The organism is Yersinia rohdei ATCC 43380 (assembly GCF_000173775.1).
Taxonomy (GTDB): domain Bacteria; phylum Pseudomonadota; class Gammaproteobacteria; order Enterobacterales; family Enterobacteriaceae; genus Yersinia; species Yersinia rohdei.
The window spans coordinates 135,804-153,239 of the sequence record NZ_ACCD01000006.1; the positions used below are offsets into that span (position 1 = coordinate 135,804).

Genomic DNA, 17,436 nt, shown 5'->3' on the forward strand with positions numbered 1-17,436 from the left:
GCGGATATGACCGCCAAGCCACGGCTTTAGTCGTGGCTTTTTACCTTTCCATTGCTGCACGTTTAGTGCGCAAATTCGCACTTTTTTTGTGCAACTCTGTGTTGGTATTCAAGTGCTGCCCTAATTCCCTCTCCTTGTTATCTTCGGTCAACGCGCCCGCCTGTTTGAACAGAATTAAAAATACTTATTTATTTACAATGAGTTATTTGTTTTTGTTCTGCTTTAGGTTGCCACTTATTACCAAGTGGCATAGTTCATGCTTATGTCATTACATTCAAGTGACTTGAATATATTTCAAACTACTTTAAATGGGGCGGCAATCATGAAACGACATAAACACGCGATACCTTTGTGCTGGGCAATGCTGTGTGCTGCCAGCGTATTCTCTGCCGCTGCTCATAGCGCAGATTTGCTGGACAGAATCAAAGCCGATAAGACGATAACCATTGCCTCGGAAGCGCGTTATGCGCCATTTGAGTCGGTAGAGAATGGCAAGATTGTGGGTTATGACGTTGATTTAATGCATCATATTTTGCAAAAAAATCTTCCGGGGGTTGAGGTTAAGCAACTTGATTTACCTTTCCAGGGCATTTTGCCCGGCCTTGATGCCAAGAAATTCGATTTTGTCGTCACTGCGGTGACGGTAAATAAACAGCGCATGGATCATTTTGCTTTTACGGTTCCGATTGCTGAATCCACCGTAGCATTGCTAAAACGCGATAATGATAAATCTATCAACACGTTAGATGATTTAAGTGGCAAGGTGGTGGGATCGCAAGCCGGTTCTGGTCAGCTTCAGGTGCTGCAAGATTTCAATGAAAAACTGAAAGCCAGTGGCAAGCCGGGCCTGAAAGAAATCAAACAATATGTCTCCTTCGATGAAGCCTACGCCGATTTGGCCAACAAGCGCCTAGACGGTGTTGCCCAGTCGCTGGCCAACCTTGGCCCGCTAATCAAAACCCGACCGGGTATTTTTACCACCCTGAAACCCATGTTAGGGCCAACCACCTATTTTGGCTGGGTTGGGCGCAAAGATGATGATAGCGCCACCTTGGTGAAACTGTTCAGTGACGGCATCAGTGAAGCTAACCGCGACGGCACCATGCAAGCATTGCAGCAGAAATGGTTCGGTTTCGTGATGGATGTTCCAGCCGACCAAATGCCAGCACCCAGTTTGTAAGAGGATTAAATATGGCGGATTTTTTCCAACTGCTGTCGGGCTGGTTGCCGATGCTGATAGACGGCGCGGTGACCACCGCTTCACTGTCTATCCTGGCCATTGTTGCCGGTTTCTTTATCGGTGTAGTGATTTACCTGATGGAAAGCGGTCACTCAGGATTTGGGAGAGGATTCGCCCGTGTTTATATCAGTTTATTTCGCGGGACGCCGGTGTTGGCACAGGTTTTATTGTGTTTTTACCTGCCGGGAGAGTTGGGGTTATCTCTGCCCGGTTATCTGGCGGCGGTGATGGCGCTGACCTTCAATACGGCCGCCTACCAATCGCAAATCTTGCGCAGTGGTTTTAAGGCTATTGCGCCGGGGCAGTTAGAAGCTGCGGCCATGTGTGGCCTAAGCTCGCGCCAGACACTGTGGCATATCCAAATCCCACAAGTGTTGCGCTTAACCATGCCATCACTGATTTCAGAGTTAATTGATGTCATCAAAGCGTCGGCGGTGGTGTCGGTGATTGCTATTACCGATTTGATGCGGGTCGGGCAGCAATTGGCTTCTGCAACCTATCGCCCGCTAGAAGTGTATGTGGCTATTGCATTGTCTTATTTAGTGCTTACCAGCTTGCTGGCATTGCTCGGCAGCTATGTTGAGCGGCGCTGGCACCAGGAGAGCCGATGAACGATTTCTTCCTTTATCTGCCGGATTTTGCCCGAGCTTTGGGTGTCACGCTGGTTATCAGTATGAGCGCCGCGGTGATGGGGGCCATCGCTGGGTTTATTTTGCAAGCCGTGTGTTGCCATAACCGGTGGTTATTCTGGCCGTGGCGCACTTATGTTTGGCTTATCCGCGGCACACCTTATTTGGCACAACTGGCGGTGTTCTATTTTGGCTTGCCCGCCATTGGCCTGACACTGAGTGCCATTGAAGCCACGGTGTTATCACTGGCGATTTATAGCTCTGCTTACTTTGGTGAAATCTTCCGCACAGCATGGAAAAGCATTGGCCACGGGCAACTTGAAGCCGCGCAAGTACATGATATTTCAGCTTGGTACAGCTTTTGGTACATCCAAACACCGCAAGCCTGGCGTTTTAGCCTGCCACTGTTGGGTAACCAGTTCATTTTAACCATTAAAGAAAGTGCGGTGGCGTCGATTATTACAGTACCTGAGCTGACCATGACAACCGGGCAGATAGTGGCCAATACCTATACCTATATTGTGCCTTATACCTTGTTAATTCTCAGTTATTGGCTGCTGGCGCAAGGTATTAGTGTTGGTGTGCGCTTACTCAGTCGTCAGGCCGTAGAGGGATAATATGATGAGAACTGAACCTATTATTGAATTACGTAATCTGGGCAAGTCATTTGCTGCCAATCGGGTGCTTACCGGGATTAATTTGACGGTGGATGCCGGCGAAATAATCACCTTGATCGGCCCGTCCGGTTCAGGGAAAACCACCGCATTGCGCTGCATGAATTTTCTTGAGGCTTATGACGAAGGTGACGTTCTGATTAAAGGGCAATTGTTGGGTTATAGCGGCCCTGGGCGTGAGCTGAAGCACCGCGACAGTGCGGCATTAATTGCCGAGGTGCGCCGCCCACTGGCAATGGTCTTCCAGCAATTTAACCTGTGGCCGCATATGACGGTGCTGGAAAATGTCTGCGCGCCGTTGATGCTGGGTAAGAAACTGCCGCGCGAGGTGGCCCGCCAAAAAGCGGCGGCAGCCTTAGCTCAAGTAGGAATGTCGGAGAAAGCCGATGCCCGCCCGTCGCGGTTATCCGGTGGGCAACAGCAGCGAGTCGGCATTGCCAGAGCTCTGGCGCTGGAGCCAGAGTTGCTGCTACTCGATGAGCCGACATCTGCCCTTGATCCTGAGCGCGTTGAAGAAGTTCTGGATGTGATTAAAGCGCTGGCGAATGACGGAATGACGATGGTGATGGTGACTCACGAAATGTCATTTGCCGCCAAAATTTCCTCCCGCGTGGTGTTTATGGCGGAGGGCACGATTATCGAAACTGGCGCACCCGCAACCTTATTCCGCCAGCCGAGCACTGACCGCCTTAAGTCATTTCTTGCGCCGTGGTTTAAACGCCCACTGCAACTGGATGAATTGGAGACCGGGCATGCTTAATGGTGTTGGAGTGCAACTAGCCGGTTTTATCAGCCAACAGCGGTTGATGGATAATTTGGCACAATTAGCCTGTTTTGGCGCGTTGGAAAATGGCGGCGTTAATCGTCAGGCCCTTTCCAATGAGGAGTTAGATGCCAGAGCTTGGCTGATTGACTGGGCCTATAACTTAGGCTGCGAAGTGATGACCGATGGCTGCGCAAATCTCTTTATCCGCCGAGCCGGTCGTGAGGATTTACCGCCGGTGGTGACCGGCAGCCATATTGATACTCAGCCCTGCGGCGGCAATCTTGATGGTTGCTATGGTGTGATTGCTGGCATGGAATGCTTGAGTGCCTTAGCTCAGGCGGGGATTAGCACCTTGCGCCCAATCGAAGTGGCGGTGTGGATGAATGAAGAAGGGAGCCGTTTTTCGCCCGGTGCGATGGGCTCCAGCGCCTTTGTTCAACCGTCGCGCTTGGACGGTTACCTGAATAATCAAGATGCTCAGGGGGTGACCCTGGCACAGGCATTAGCGCGCTGCCATCAGCGCTTTCCCCTGTTACCGCGCCGCGCCACCTTGCCCATGGCGGCATTTGTTGAACTGCATATTGAACAAGGGCCGGTGTTGGAGCAAGCCAATCAACCTTTGGCGGTGGTGCAAGGCATTCAAGGGGTGCGCTGGTATCAAGTGACCTGTTTGGGGCAGTCGGCCCACGCCGGAACGACTCCGATGGCGGATCGCCTTGATGCGATGTCACTGGCACGCCAGAAGGTGCAACAGCTGGAGCAGCTAGCCGCCATACTGCCCGCCGATCAATTGCGGTTGACTTTTGGTCGCTGGGAAGTCGAGCCCAATGCCATTAATACCATTGCCGGTCGCGTGACATTTACACTCGATTTTCGCCATGTCGACCCAGCGGTATTAGCTCAGTTTGATGAATGGATGCAGCAGATTTCCGCGAGCAATGTGTTAGTCGAATGCGTTTTCAGCCACCAACCAGTGGCATTTAATCCCGAATTACTGGCACAACAATATGCTTGTGCGCAGGCATTACAGATAGACACCGCGACCCTGACCTCCGGTGCTTTTCATGATGCGATGCATCTCGCCAGTCATTGCCCTACCAGTATGTTTTTTGTTCCCAGCCATAACGGCATCAGCCATAACCCGGCTGAATATACAGACCCTCAGTATCTGTACCTTGGCGCGAAGGCTTTAGCCTGTTGCCTAACAGAACTGGCAAATCACCCATAGGAGTTACCCATGAGCACCCACACTTATCCTGCTTGCTGTGAAAAAGACAATGGTAGCGCGCTGGGCACCAATGCCACGTTATCTTCCCCCATTTCTGTTGACGGCACGCCGGTTATTGGCGAAGTCTATACCGTTCCGGCGCGCTGTGGTCGGGCGGTGAAATTGAGCAAAGGGCAGGTTATCCGCATTACCAACACTCCCGGCAGTCAGGTATGTGATACCTGGTTATTTAATAGTGCTGATTTGAGTGAATTCTCATCAATGGAACATACTCGCGCATTTATTAATAAAATCACTCCTCAGCCGGGAGATGCATTGGTCAGTAACCAGCGCCGGCCGATCGGGACATTGCTGTCAGATACATCGCCGGGTGTGCACGATACCTTGATTGCGGCCTGTGATCTTTATCGCTATAGCAATATGGGGATCACTGAATACCATGACAGTTGCGCCGATAATATGCGTCTCGCGCTGAATGCTATTGGGCTGAGAGCAAAGGAAGTTCCGCAACCATTGAATTTATGGATGAATACGCCAGTAAACCCGGATTACACGATTTCGTGGTTGCCGACAGTGAGCCAAGCTGGCGATTATGTCGAGATCCGCGCCGAACTGGATTGTATCGTCGTGATGTCTGCTTGCCCGCAAGACATTGTCCCTATCAATGGCTGTAACCCGCAGGATGTGCATTTTAGTGTCGCAGAGTAATCATCTCGCGGGCCGATGATAAGCAGTATCAGTAACGTTGCCCGGCATGGATAAGCCGGGCGTTTGAGTTTCTTTGAGCAGCAGATATCAACTTATGAAAAAAAACGGCGATAACGGCGGTGTTGTTTTATCTGATTTAGGGATGCGTTTACGACATGCTCGCTTAGCGCAGGAGATAACATTAAAGCAGCTGGCTCTGAAGGTTGGGTGCTCAGAGAGTTTATTATCCAAGTTGGAAAATGAAGTGGCCTCGCCATCATTGGCGATGTTGCACCGGCTAGCCAGTGCACTGGAAACCAATATTTCAGATTTAATGGCAGAAAGCTGGGTGGCAGACTCGCCGGTGCTCAAGCCGGAGCAACGTATTCGCAAGCGCTTTGTTCACCGAAGTAAGCAAGGCGGAATTGCACTGGAAAACCTGACTCATCACCATAAAGGCGGATTGTTACAGGGGAATATTCATATTATTGAGCCGGGCGTGGCCAGTGATGGGCTGATAGAGCATCAGGGGGAAGAGCTGGGTTATGTGCTTGAAGGGGAAATCGAGCTGTATTTAGGCGCGGAAACTTACACCCTCGGAGTGGGTGATTCATTTTATTTTCCCAGTAATGTCCCGCATGGTTACAAAAATATCAGTCAGTTAGCGGCGAAAGTGTTGTGGGTGAATACGCCGGTGACATTCTGATTTTATGCCGAGGGCGATGTTGGGTTGCTATCTGGCTGATATAAAATCTGTCAGCAGATCATTTCCTTCTGGCTGTTTTTATATTTATGACATTTTATTTAAAGTTCATTGTTTCACCCTATTTATTGATGCTGGCATTAAGGGGAATCTAATGCTGCGGTTTTAAACAGTGCTATGTTAAGGGGGAGGAGTGAAAGTCGGCGGCCTAGGGTTTCCTGTTTATAATAATAAAATTAAAAATAAATCTCAGGAAGAAAAGGAGATATTCAAACGTATACCTTATCTTTCGATAAAACATGGGGGGAGTATTAGAAATGATAACTGCAAATTTAATTTCCGTGAAGATGATGGAAACCAAATAGTTTGCCGTCACTTGGCTGCACAATATGCTCTTGATGTACTTAATAATATGGTTCGTGGTAAAGTGAAAATGAGTTATTTCGCTACCCCTAAGAGCATACAGAACCATGTCACTAGTGAGGTTGAATTATATTACAAGGAAATTATTGAAAAATCACAGACAGTATATCTGATAGATAATAATGATTTTGGTCGTATGTTGGTCGATATTTTTCAAACTATGGAAAGCCATGGTGAAACTCACTTGGCATTATTTTTAGCGAATTATTATCATGCTATGGCAGTGCGTCTGAGTATTAAACGTGATAATAGATTGTATTATGTTATAAATTTTTATGATCCTAATGTCACAAACCATACAATACGTTGTAAAGTCTATGATTTATCATTGCTTGAAACTCACACATTAAAAAATTACTTAGAGGAAAAAGATTACTTTGAGTATTATCAGAATGATTGTGTCAATATAACAACAGCATCCATCTGTGAAGATCCTAATATCCTTTCCGTTCGGCAGCGAAACAGTGATAGAGAATTGACCCTAATTAACAACCAATTACCATTGGTTCCCTCTGGTCGCTTACTCATGTTGTTGGTAATAAATAATTTCCCGTTGGAGATAATTAAATTAGTTAATAAGATAATAGAGGAATCTCTGTTATCTCCAAATGAAATTTATGACATTTTCAATGTCAACAAATTAGATGAAATGCCTATACTTTACTACGCCTTACAACAGGGGGAATATTTAATAGTGCTTGCTTTAGGACGGTTAATTGAATGTCTACCTGAGGGGCTGCGTAAGGAAGTGCTGGACGCCAAAGATGACCGTGGCATTCCAGGTCTGCATATGGCAATGCTGGGAGGGCATGTTAGCAGCATAAAAGCATATGGCAAGTTACTCGAGTTGATACCAGAGAACCAACGTGCTGAGTTATTGGATATAAAAAATCCAACGGAGGATCACATTTTTTTTCAGGCCATAAAGAGGGGCGATAAGGAGGCGGCAATCGCATTTTTAGGATTGTTAGACTACTTATTACTGTTAGAAGAGGAAGAATTTATTGCCGCCACAGATAAGAACGGAAACTCGCTGTTAACACTTTGTTTAAAAACAGGTGGGAATATCGCCAGGGATACATTTAACGCCGTATTAGACAGTGTAAAAAATAACAGTGAAAATACCGCTGGTCAGGATTAACCAGCGGCGTTTTGTTATTACAGTGAGTTAACCTTTATTACCTCGCGCGGCAATAATCGCCTCGGCCACATTGCGTGGTGCTTCTGCGTAGTGTTTGAATTCCATCGTGTAAGTTGCACGGCCTTGCGACATGGAGCGCAACACGGTGGAGTAGCCGAACATTTCAGAGAGCGGCACTTCTGCTCGGATAACCTTCCCGCCGCCAATCATCTCCTCCATGCCTTGCACCAGACCCCGGCGAGAGGAAAGGTCGCCCATTAGGTTGCCGGCATACTCTTCGGGGGTTTCCACCTCAACACGCATTATTGGCTCCAGAATCACCGGTGATGCACGTTTGGCCGCTTCCTTGAAGCCAAAAATGGCCGCCATTTTAAATGCCATTTCTGATGAATCCACTTCGTGATAGGAACCAAAAGTCAGGGTCACTTTCACATCCACCACCGGATAACCGGCCAAAACCCCGGTATTGCTGGCTTCAAACACGCCTTTTTCTACTGCGCCGATAAATTCACGCGGAACCACGCCACCTTTAGTTGCATCGACAAAAGCTATACCGCTGCCGGGCTCCTGGGGTTCCAGGGTAAAGACCACATGGCCATATTGCCCTTTGCCACCGGACTGACGGACAAACTTCCCTTCAATATCAGTAACTTTTTTGAGCACGGTTTCACGGTAAGTGACCTGTGGCTTACCAATATTGGCCTCTACGCCAAATTCGCGTTTCATGCGGTCGACGATGATTTCCAGATGCAACTCACCCATGCCGGAGATAATGGTCTGGCCGGATTCATCATCGGTGTGGATGCGGAAGGACGGATCTTCCGATGCCAGCCGCTGAAGTGCCAGCCCCATTTTCTCCTGATCGGCTTTGGTCTTTGGCTCAATGGCTTGCGAAATAACCGGTTCAGGGAATTCCATGCGCACCAAGGTAATAATTGCATTCGGGTCACACAGGGTTTCCCCGGTGGTGACATCTTTCAAACCCACACAAGCGGCGATATCGCCGGCTCGGATTTCATCCACTTCAATCCGGTTATTGGCATGCATCTGGACGATACGGCCAATGCGCTCTTTCTTGCCGCGAATAGGGTTATAAACACTGTCGCCTTTGCTCAATACGCCGGAATAGACGCGCACGAAAGTCAGTTGGCCGACATAGGGGTCGGTCATTAATTTGAATGCCAATGCCGAGAATTTTTCATGATCATCAGCCCGGCGGCTCACTTCATTGCCGTCTTCATCGGTGCCGCTAACTGGCGGAATATCCACAGGCGATGGCATCAGCTCCACCACCGCATCCAGCATGCGTTGCACCCCTTTGTTCTTGAAGGCGCTGCCGCACAACATCGGCTGAATTTCACCGGCAATGGTTCGGATGCGCAGCCCTTGGGTGATTTCATCCACCTGAAGGTCACCGGTTTCGAGATATTCGGTCATCAGAGCTTCAGATGCTTCTGCCGCCTCGGCAACCATTTTCTCGCGCCACTCATTAGCCAGAGCTAATAGGTTTTCTGGAATAGGTTCATAGCTGAATCTCATGCCCTGAGAAGCTTCATCCCAGATAATGGCGCGCATCAGGCGCAAATCTACCACGCCGGTGAAGTGCTCTTCACTGCCAATTGGGATAACAATTGGTACCGGATTGGCCTTCAGGCGGTCAATCATCATCTGCCGCACGCGGAAGAAATCAGCGCCAGGGCGATCCATTTTATTGACGAATGCCAGCCGTGGAACACGGTATTTATTGGCCTGACGCCAAACGGTTTCTGATTGCGGCTGAACGCCACCCACCGCGTCATACACCATCACCGCGCCGTCGAGCACTCGCATGGAACGTTCCACCTCTATGGTGAAATCCACGTGCCCGGGGGTATCGATAATATTGATGCGGTGCTCCGGTAAGGTGTTTTCCATTCCTTTCCAGAAGCAGGTCACGGCAGCCGATGTAATGGTAATGCCACGTTCCTGCTCCTGTGCCATCCAGTCAGTAGTCGCGCCGCCATCATGCACTTCACCCAGCTTATGACTGACGCCGGTGTAGAACAAAATCCGCTCGGTAGTCGTAGTTTTACCGGCGTCGATGTGGGCGGAGATACCAATGTTTCGATAGCGCTCGATAGGAGTTTTACGTGCCATATTACGTCCTTAAAGATGATGGCAATTTCGGGGCGGGCGGTTTGATGCTCTGCCGGGAAGTTGTTGGTTTATGTTTTGTATCAGGGTTTACTTTATATGTTCGCGATCAGTATAACCCTATTGTTCGAATATACACGTACAATTTAATTATTTGTTCTGAAAGTGTACAATGGCGGCGGCGGGCAAGAAGGGCGGGGATTTTCCCCTTACACTGGAATTATTAGTAGGGTCGTCTTCGAGTATAGGCTATATTGCTGCCCGCGAAGGGCCGCTGGATGTGACCAAATCAGAGCTTCTGGTGCGGTATTTGTCACTTATCAATAGGAAAACCATGATTGCAAATCACCCTGAGCGGGAGCAGATCCGTTTAGAAAATGTGCTGACGGCGTTAGGTAATCCACTGCGGCTGGCGGTGGTGCGTAAGTTGGCGGCAGGGGGCGAACATGCCTGTGGTACGTTAGTTCAGGGGCTATCTAAATCAACCCTGACCCATCATTGGCGAGTGTTACGAGAAAGCGGCGTTATTTGGCAACGGCCTTGCGGGCGTGAGAGTTTATTATCACTGCGGCGTGAGGATCTTGATGCCCGTTTCCCCGGCTTGTTGGATGTGTTGCTGAGTGCAGTAGAAAATGATGTCACCACGGATAAAGCGACGGCAAAACATCTGACAACCTAGCAGGCATGATGTCAGAGTCACCCTCAATATAATTTAGCTGGCGGACGTGGTCAGCGGTCTAAGCCCCGGAAAGTTAACCGGGGCCTAATATTGAGATTAACCGCAGCGGTTACATTTTGTTGCCTGAATTTGTTGGAAGAAATCATTACCTTTATCATCAACCAAAATAAAGGCCGGGAAATCTTCTACTTCAATCTTCCAGATAGCTTCCATCCCCAATTCAGGATATTCCACACATTCCAGACTCTTAATACTGTTTTGCGCCAACACCGCAGCAGGGCCGCCGATGCTGCCCAAATAGAAGCCGCCGTGTTTGTGGCAAGCATCCGTCACTTGCTGGCTACGATTACCTTTCGCCAACATAATCATACTGCCGCCGTGAGATTGCAGCAGATCCACATAGGAATCCATGCGCCCTGCGGTGGTTGGCCCAAGGGAGCCAGAGGCATAACCTTCCGGGGTTTTCGCTGGGCCAGCATAATAGATTGGGTGGTCTTTAATGTATTGCGGCAATCCTTCGCCATTATCCAGCCGCTCTTTTAATTTGGCATGGGCAATGTCGCGGCCAACAATAATAGTGCCACTCAATGACAGGCGGGTGGATACCGGATACTGCGACAGCTCTTTTAAAATCTCTGGCATTGGGCGGTTAAGATTGATTTTAACCACTTTGCCCTCAGTGCTTTGGCGCAAATGCTCAGGAATATATTTGCCTGGGTTTTGCTCCAGTTGTTCCAGCCAGATGCCCTTGCGGTTAATTTTACCTTTGATATTGCGGTCGGCAGAGCAGGAAACGCCCATTCCGACGGGGCAGGATGCGCCGTGGCGTGGTAGGCGGACAACTCGCACATCATGAGCAAAATATTTGCCGCCAAATTGCGCGCCCAGCCCCAAATCTTGCGCGGCTTCCAGCAGTTCTTGTTCAAGTTGGATATCGCGGAAAGCTTGCCCGTGCTCATTCCCTTCAGTTGGCAGGCCATCATAATACTTGGTTGAGGCTAATTTTACCGTCTTCAGAGTGCTTTCAGCAGAGGTGCCGCCGATAACAAAGGCGATATGGTATGGCGGGCAAGCTGCAGTACCCAAGGTGCGCATTTTCTCAACCAGATAGTCTTTCAACTTGCCCGGAGACAGCAGCGCTTTGGTTTCCTGGTACAGATAAGTTTTATTCGCCGAACCGCCGCCTTTGGTGACAAACAGGAATTTGTAATCCTCACCTTCGGTGCTGTACAGGTCTATTTGTGCTGGCAGGTTAGTGCCGGTATTCACTTCTTTATACATATCCAGCGCCGCATTTTGCGAGTAGCGCAGGTTATCTTCAATAAAGGTGTTATACACGCCGCGTGACAGAGCTTCGGCATCATTGCCGCCAGTCCAAACGCGCTGGCCTTTTTTACCCACAATAATTGCGGTGCCGGTATCCTGACAGGTTGGCAAAATTCCTTTGGCAGAAATTTCGGAATTGCGCAGGAATTGCAGGGCAACATATTTATCATTTTCGCTTGCTTCGGGATCAGACAAAATAGCGGCGACTTGCTTTTGGTGAGCGGGGCGTAGCAAAAATGAGGCGTCGTGGAAAGCATGTTGGGCGAGGAGAGTCAGGGCTTCTGGCTCGACTTTCAGCATGTCGTGGCCTTCAAACTGTGTCACCGAGACATGATTATTACTGACAAGGTAATACTCAGTATCGTCTTCCTTAAGGGGGAAGGGATCCTGATAGTGGAACGGTTTGTTTGACATATTTTTCTCACATTCAACATCAGTTAGCGAAAGAGTTCGATAACAGAAACAATTATTAGCAAATAAAGAGTTAGTAAAACCAAGCCTATCTATTTTTAAACGCGATCTTACTATAGAAGGTGATAGTGAAGCGACGGCCCCACCTCCTTTATAAAAGGTGGGTCGCATTTTCCACACTTAGTGATGGCTATGGCGAGATCATGGTGGGAAACTGTATAACCCTGCCCTTAAAGCAATAGCGCCGTTAGCTACGATAGCGAGCAATCTCTGTTACCTGTTGCTCACCCTTATTTGAGGAATAAGTTTGCAACGCCGCAGCCAGACCTGTTTTAGCCGCTATATTTGTCATTACATATTTATTGCACCTGGCTGATGAGGTGGCAAACTCATGTTGATAATCAAAATTCATCCACGATAATTATTTTTTTCATATTAATTCTCTTATGTTTTTCTGTTATTGATTATTTTATTAATCCCCCAGGTAGATAAAATAATGGCGATAATAATAACAGCCACTATGCTGTCTAAGGGGTTTTTATTCTATTATCAAAAGACTGTAGAGGTAATACGAATACAGAAAGCAATAATAATACTAAGGATGCGTGGAGTAGTTGTAGTCGCCTTGTTGTATTCTGAATGAGGTGAATCGGAATTAAGTGACCAATAATCACGAGAAACAAAAAGGGATATGACAGTTCCCAAGACACTGAGCACAACGCAGATGATACCTAAAAGACGTGCATCTAACTTTGTCGTTGTCACACCACTGTTCTTGATTAAAGAGTTAAATAACATGACGATTACCCCAGCACTTAACTCTAGTAAATTGGTTTTATTATTATTTTTATCTACAAATTGGGGCTATAACAATTATCGCTGGGCCATAAGCCACTGAAGCTATCCCCTGCATGGCGGGCTTAAGATAACGAAGTGAGATAATAATCCCCCAACTGAGCAATGGCGCAATATTAGCCAGAAATAGTAACGCCATATTTTATTTTGCTTTATTAATAACAGTGCGCCCACTGTTGGACATGCTGATAATAAGAAGTATTCTTGTAGAAGAGATAAAACAAGTAAATATAATTACCGCTGGGTTTATTGCTGTCCGTCATAAATGAGGCCCTAGCGCTGTATAATTTAATTAATAACGAGAATGGTTATCCGTCACAAATTTATTAACAAATAGTGAGGAATAGCCTGATTTTCGTTGCTTTATTGATGCCAAACAAATCCCGTGCTACCCAAAAGAGGTAGGTTAGCGATGGCGGGACGGTTTATTTATTATCCTAATTATAAAATGTGCAGTAACGAGGCCACAGGCCCTCACTAAGTACCCTTCCTCCCGCTGAATGACTCAATTTTTTGAATAAATCGGATTTCATCCATTACGGATGTTCTCCATTTTCTGGAATGCAACCAAGTGGGAATCTTATGAAAGAGACCAACGAATCCCGATTGTTAACTGCAGAAGTGACTCGCCGAAAGCTGGTTCAGACAACTTTGGTCGGCGGCCTTGCAGTGGCAACCGGCGCATTTTCACTGCCGTTCTCTCGTGCAGCTCAGGCTGTCCAATCAGCAATCAACCCAGCCAACGATGGCAAAGTTATTTGGAGCGCGTGCACCGTTAACTGCGGTAGCCGCTGCCCATTGCGGATGCATGTGGTTGATGGCGAAATTAAGTATGTCGAAACTGACAACACTGGTGATGATGATTTTGATGGTTTGCATCAGGTGCGCGCCTGTTTGCGTGGCCGCTCAATGCGCCGCCGGGTCTATAACCCTGACCGTTTAAAATATCCAATGAAACGGGTTGGCGCGCGCGGCGAAGGCAAGTTCAAACGTATCTCGTGGGAAGAGGCTTTTGACACTATCGCCGCCAGCATGCAACACATCATCAAAGAATATGGTAACGAAGCTATTTATCTGAACTATGGCACGGGCACCTTGGGCGGCACCATGACCCGCTCTTGGCCACCGGGTTCCACATTATTGGCCAGATTGATGAATTGCTGCGGCGGTTACCTTAATCATTATGGTGATTACAGCACCGCGCAGATTGCGGCGGGCTTGAATTACACCTATGGCGGCTGGGCCGACGGCAATAGTCCTTCAGATATTGAAAACAGTAAATTGGTGGTGCTGTTTGGTAATAACCCCGGCGAAACCCGAATGAGTGGCGGCGGTGTAACTTATTATCTAGAACAGGCGCGGGAGAAATCCAATGCCAAGATGATTGTAATTGACCCCCGTTATACAGACACGGCCGCAGGTCGTGAAGATGAATGGATCCCACTGCGCCCAGGAACAGATGCCGCACTGGCCTCGGCGCTGGCTTATGTGATGATCACTGAGAATCTGGTGGATCAGCCCTTCCTCGATAAATATTGTGTCGGATATGACGAGAAAACGCTGCCAGAGGGTGCGCCGAAAAATGGCCATTATAAAGCCTATATTTTAGGCGAGGGCGCAGATAAAACCGCCAAGACACCTCAATGGGCAGAAGCTATTACCGGTATTCCAGCGGCAAAAATCATTAAGTTGGGCCGTGAGATTGGCTCGGTAAAACCGGCTTATATTGCCCAAGGTTGGGGGCCGCAGCGCCACGCCAATGGTGAAAATACCAGCCGTGCCATCGCCATGCTGGCAATTCTGACCGGCAACGTGGGTATCAATGGCGGTAACTCAGGTGCCCGCGAAGGCTCTTACGGATTGCCGTTTGTGCGGATGCCGACCTTGGAAAACCCGGTTAAAACCAGTATTTCAATGTTTATGTGGACGGATGCCATTGAGCGCGGCCCAGAAATGACGGCCACCCGTGATGGGGTGCGTGGTAAAGATAAGCTGGATGTACCAATCAAATTTATTTGGAACTACGCCAGTAACTGCCTGATAAATCAGCATGCTGAAATCAACCGCACCCATGACATTCTGCAAGATGACAAGAAATGCGAAATGATTGTGGTCATTGATAACCACATGACGTCATCGGCCAAATACGCCGATATTGTCTTGCCAGACTGCACCGCCTCTGAGCAGATGGATTTCTGTCTGGATGCTTCCAGCGGCAACATGGCCTATGTGATTTTTGCCGATCAAGTGATTAAACCTCGTTTTGAATGCAAAAATATCTATGAAATGACCACCGAGCTGGCAAAACGCATGGGAGTCGAGCAGCAATTCACCGAAGGACGAACTCAGGAAGGCTGGTTGCGCCATCTTTATCAGCAATCACAGCAGGCCATTCCGGAATTGCCTTCATTCGAGGAATTCCGCGAACAAGGTATCTTTAAAAAACGCGATCCGGCGGGGCACCATGTTGCTTATAAAGACTTCCGTGCTGATCCCGTGGCGAATCCATTAAGCACCCCATCAGGTAAAATTGAGATTTATTCTGCTGAGCTGGCGAACATTGCGGCCACGTGGGAGTTACAACCGGACGATGTTATTGATCCGCTGCCAGTTTATGCCGCTGGCTTTGAGAGTTTTGATGACCCTCTTAACCAGAAATACCCGCTGCAACTGACAGGATTCCATTACAAAGCCAGGACTCACTCCACTTACGGCAACGTCGATGTATTGAAGGCCTCTTGCCGTCAGGAAATGTGGATTAACCCGATAGATGCCGGGCAACGCGGGATTAAAAATGGCGATATGGTGCGGATATTCAATGGCCGTGGCGAGGTTCAGATTAACGCTAAAGTCACTCCGCGCATGATGCCGGGAGTGGTCGCACTGGGTGAAGGCGCGTGGTACAGCCCGGATGAGAAACGTATCGACCGGGCGGGCAGCATTAACGTATTGACCACTCAGCGCCCCTCTCCGTTGGCGAAAGGGAATCCATCCCATACCAACCTCGTTCAAGTAACCAAGGCATAAGGAGCTAAATGATGACGCAATATGGTTTTTACATCGACTCCAGCCGTTGCACGGGTTGCAAAACTTGCGAACTGGCTTGCAAGGATTTCAAAAACTTATCAACGGATGTCAGCTTCCGGCGTATCTACGAATATGCTGGTGGGGATTGGCAGCAGGATAATGGTGCATGGCACCAGAATGTGTTTGCTTACTATCTGTCTATCGCCTGCAACCACTGTAGCGACCCGGCTTGTACCAAAGTGTGCCCGACAGGTGCAATGCATAAACGAGACGACGGTTTTGTCGTGGTGAACGAGGATATTTGTATTGGTTGCCGCTACTGCCATATGGCTTGCCCATACGGAGCGCCGCAATATGATGCCGAAAAAGGGCATATGACCAAGTGTGATGGCTGTTATGAGCGCGTCGCTGCGGGCAAAAAACCAATTTGTGTCGAGTCCTGCCCACTGCGGGCGCTGGATCTGGCCCCTATTGATGAACTGCGTGCAAAATATGGCGACTTAGCTGAGATTGCGCCATTACCCGCGGCGCACTTCACACTACCTAATATTGTCTTGAAACCTAACGCCAACAGCCGCCCGGTCAGAGATACCACCGGTCATCTGGCAAATCCGGAGGAGGTATAACATGGGCATGGGATGGCATGAATGGCCACTAATGGTCTTTACAGTGCTGGGGCAGACTGTGGTCGGGGGCTTTATTGTCCTGGGGTTGGCACTGATATTTGGCGGTTTGAACCCAGGGCAGCAACAGCGGATTCACCGCAGTATGTTTGCCTTATGGGTATTGATGGCGCTGGCTTTTATCGCCTCGACCTTGCATTTAGGTTCGCCACTCAGGGCATTCAACTCATTAAATCGGGTTGGAGAGTCCGCTCTGAGTAACGAGATAGCCGCCGGTTCGCTGTTCTTTGCCGTGGCAGGTTTTTACTGGTTATTAGCGGTATTGGGCAAAATGCCTGCGATACTGGGTAAAATCTGGCTGGTAGTGGCAATGGTCTTGGGCGCGACATTTGTCTATGCCATGTGTGTGGTTTACTCCATTAATACCGTACCAACCTGGGATAATCTTTACACCCCACTGGGCTTCACCTTAACGGTCTTTATCGGCGGGCCAATGCTGGGTTATCTGCTGCTACAATTGGCTGATATTAATATGGATAATGCCAATGGCCGCATGATGCTGCAACTGCCGATGATCAGTGTCTTGGCGCTGATAATCAGTATTGCCAGTGTCATTATGCAGGCCGCCAGTCTGGCGACTATCTATAGCTCAGTACAGCAAGCCTCAGCACTGATCCCCGATTACGGCACGCTAATGGTATGGCGACTGGTTCTACTCGTCTTAGGCCTTGGCTGCTGGATTTGCCCATTAATTCGGGGGCGCAAACCAATGACGCTGGTGATGATCTTTGCCATGTTATTGATTATTGTCGGTGAGTTGATTGGTCGCGGGGTGTTTTATGGGTTGCATATGACGGTCGGGATGGCTGTCGGCGGATAAGTGCTCAGTAG

General features: G+C 48.6%; 14 protein-coding genes. 12 read left to right on the forward strand and 2 right to left on the reverse strand.

The window, feature by feature from the left end:
• The first annotated feature begins 322 nt into the window (after positions 1 to 322).
• The 8 genes from YROHD0001_RS11205 to YROHD0001_RS11170 all read left to right on the forward strand — a co-directional run bounded on the left by YROHD0001_RS11205 (position 323) and on the right by YROHD0001_RS11170 (position 7,491).
• Positions 323 to 1,180, forward strand: a complete 858-nt coding sequence (locus YROHD0001_RS11205) for a transporter substrate-binding domain-containing protein (protein WP_032816581.1) — start codon at positions 323 to 325, stop codon at positions 1,178 to 1,180.
• A gap of 11 nt (positions 1,181 to 1,191) precedes the next feature.
• Positions 1,192 to 1,851, forward strand: coding sequence for an amino acid ABC transporter permease (locus YROHD0001_RS11200; RefSeq protein ID WP_004714197.1), 660 nt, complete (start codon positions 1,192 to 1,194; stop codon positions 1,849 to 1,851).
• Positions 1,848 to 2,486, forward strand: coding sequence for an amino acid ABC transporter permease (locus YROHD0001_RS11195; RefSeq protein ID WP_032816559.1), 639 nt, complete (start codon positions 1,848 to 1,850; stop codon positions 2,484 to 2,486). Before YROHD0001_RS11200 ends, YROHD0001_RS11195 begins: the two co-directional genes overlap by 4 nt.
• 1 nt (position 2,487) lies before the next feature.
• Complete coding sequence (locus YROHD0001_RS11190) at positions 2,488 to 3,303, forward strand: amino acid ABC transporter ATP-binding protein (protein WP_004714199.1); 816 nt, start codon at positions 2,488 to 2,490, stop codon at positions 3,301 to 3,303.
• Complete coding sequence (locus YROHD0001_RS11185) at positions 3,296 to 4,537, forward strand: M20 family metallo-hydrolase (RefSeq protein ID WP_032816560.1); 1,242 nt, start codon at positions 3,296 to 3,298, stop codon at positions 4,535 to 4,537. The genes YROHD0001_RS11190 and YROHD0001_RS11185 overlap by 8 nt, the downstream gene beginning before the upstream one ends.
• 9 nt (positions 4,538 to 4,546) lie before the next feature.
• Complete coding sequence (locus YROHD0001_RS11180) at positions 4,547 to 5,245, forward strand: DUF1989 domain-containing protein (protein WP_004714201.1); 699 nt, start codon at positions 4,547 to 4,549, stop codon at positions 5,243 to 5,245.
• Positions 5,246 to 5,339: 94 nt separating this feature from the next.
• Entirely contained in the window at positions 5,340 to 5,930 is a 591-nt protein-coding gene (locus YROHD0001_RS11175) for a cupin domain-containing protein (protein WP_004714202.1), read from the forward strand.
• A 190-nt stretch (positions 5,931 to 6,120) separates the two neighbouring features.
• Entirely contained in the window at positions 6,121 to 7,491 is a 1,371-nt protein-coding gene (locus tag YROHD0001_RS11170) for a ShET2/EspL2 family type III secretion system effector toxin (protein ID WP_004714204.1), read from the forward strand.
• Between the two features lie 27 nt (positions 7,492 to 7,518).
• On the opposite strand, the gene fusA is transcribed toward YROHD0001_RS11170, so the two are convergent.
• Positions 7,519 to 9,627 carry an elongation factor G gene (fusA, locus tag YROHD0001_RS11165; RefSeq protein ID WP_004714205.1) on the reverse strand — a complete coding sequence of 703 codons (2,109 nt, stop codon included), beginning with the start codon at positions 9,625 to 9,627 and terminating at the stop codon, positions 7,519 to 7,521.
• 331 nt (positions 9,628 to 9,958) lie between these two features.
• Between fusA and YROHD0001_RS0117695 the strand changes: the two genes are divergently transcribed.
• Positions 9,959 to 10,303 carry an ArsR/SmtB family transcription factor gene (locus tag YROHD0001_RS0117695; RefSeq protein ID WP_032816582.1) on the forward strand — a complete coding sequence of 115 codons (345 nt, stop codon included), beginning with the start codon at positions 9,959 to 9,961 and terminating at the stop codon, positions 10,301 to 10,303.
• A gap of 96 nt (positions 10,304 to 10,399) precedes the next feature.
• On the opposite strand, the gene fumA is transcribed toward YROHD0001_RS0117695, so the two are convergent.
• The gene (fumA, locus tag YROHD0001_RS11160; RefSeq protein WP_032816562.1) at positions 10,400 to 12,043 is read right to left on the reverse strand and encodes a class I fumarate hydratase FumA; all 1,644 of its coding nucleotides are present in this window, start codon (positions 12,041 to 12,043) and stop codon (positions 10,400 to 10,402) included.
• 1,434 nt (positions 12,044 to 13,477) lie between these two features.
• On the opposite strand from fumA, the gene dmsA reads away from it, so the two are divergent.
• The 3 genes from dmsA to YROHD0001_RS11145 are packed head-to-tail and all read left to right on the forward strand — an operon-like array spanning position 13,478 to position 17,425.
• Positions 13,478 to 15,922 carry a dimethylsulfoxide reductase subunit A gene (dmsA, locus tag YROHD0001_RS11155; RefSeq protein ID WP_004714210.1) on the forward strand — a complete coding sequence of 815 codons (2,445 nt, stop codon included), beginning with the start codon at positions 13,478 to 13,480 and terminating at the stop codon, positions 15,920 to 15,922.
• An 8-nt stretch (positions 15,923 to 15,930) separates the two neighbouring features.
• Entirely contained in the window at positions 15,931 to 16,548 is a 618-nt protein-coding gene (locus YROHD0001_RS11150; protein ID WP_004714211.1) for a DMSO/selenate family reductase complex B subunit, read from the forward strand.
• A gap of 1 nt (position 16,549) precedes the next feature.
• Positions 16,550 to 17,425, forward strand: a complete 876-nt coding sequence (locus YROHD0001_RS11145; protein ID WP_004714212.1) for a dimethyl sulfoxide reductase anchor subunit family protein — start codon at positions 16,550 to 16,552, stop codon at positions 17,423 to 17,425.
• Positions 17,426 to 17,436: the final 11 nt, after the last annotated feature.

Bases quoted from the DNA above. Each gene is read 5' to 3' on its own strand.
- dmsA (WP_004714210.1), top strand. From the start codon at position 13,478: ATGAAAGAGACCAACGAATCCCGATTGTTAACTGCAGAAGTGACTCGC.
- YROHD0001_RS11190 (WP_004714199.1), top strand. From the start codon at position 2,488: ATGATGAGAACTGAACCTATTATTGAATTACGTAATCTGGGCAAGTCA.
- fumA (WP_032816562.1), bottom strand. From the start codon at position 12,043: ATGTCAAACAAACCGTTCCACTATCAGGATCCCTTCCCCCTTAAGGAA.
- fusA (WP_004714205.1), bottom strand. From the start codon at position 9,627: ATGGCACGTAAAACTCCTATCGAGCGCTATCGAAACATTGGTATCTCC.
- YROHD0001_RS11180 (WP_004714201.1), top strand. From the start codon at position 4,547: ATGAGCACCCACACTTATCCTGCTTGCTGTGAAAAAGACAATGGTAGC.
- YROHD0001_RS11145 (WP_004714212.1), top strand. From the start codon at position 16,550: ATGGGCATGGGATGGCATGAATGGCCACTAATGGTCTTTACAGTGCTG.
- YROHD0001_RS11185 (WP_032816560.1), top strand. From the start codon at position 3,296: ATGCTTAATGGTGTTGGAGTGCAACTAGCCGGTTTTATCAGCCAACAG.
- YROHD0001_RS11200 (WP_004714197.1), top strand. From the start codon at position 1,192: ATGGCGGATTTTTTCCAACTGCTGTCGGGCTGGTTGCCGATGCTGATA.
- YROHD0001_RS0117695 (WP_032816582.1), top strand. From the start codon at position 9,959: ATGATTGCAAATCACCCTGAGCGGGAGCAGATCCGTTTAGAAAATGTG.
- YROHD0001_RS11205 (WP_032816581.1), top strand. From the start codon at position 323: ATGAAACGACATAAACACGCGATACCTTTGTGCTGGGCAATGCTGTGT.
- YROHD0001_RS11175 (WP_004714202.1), top strand. From the start codon at position 5,340: ATGAAAAAAAACGGCGATAACGGCGGTGTTGTTTTATCTGATTTAGGG.
- YROHD0001_RS11195 (WP_032816559.1), top strand. From the start codon at position 1,848: ATGAACGATTTCTTCCTTTATCTGCCGGATTTTGCCCGAGCTTTGGGT.
- YROHD0001_RS11150 (WP_004714211.1), top strand. From the start codon at position 15,931: ATGATGACGCAATATGGTTTTTACATCGACTCCAGCCGTTGCACGGGT.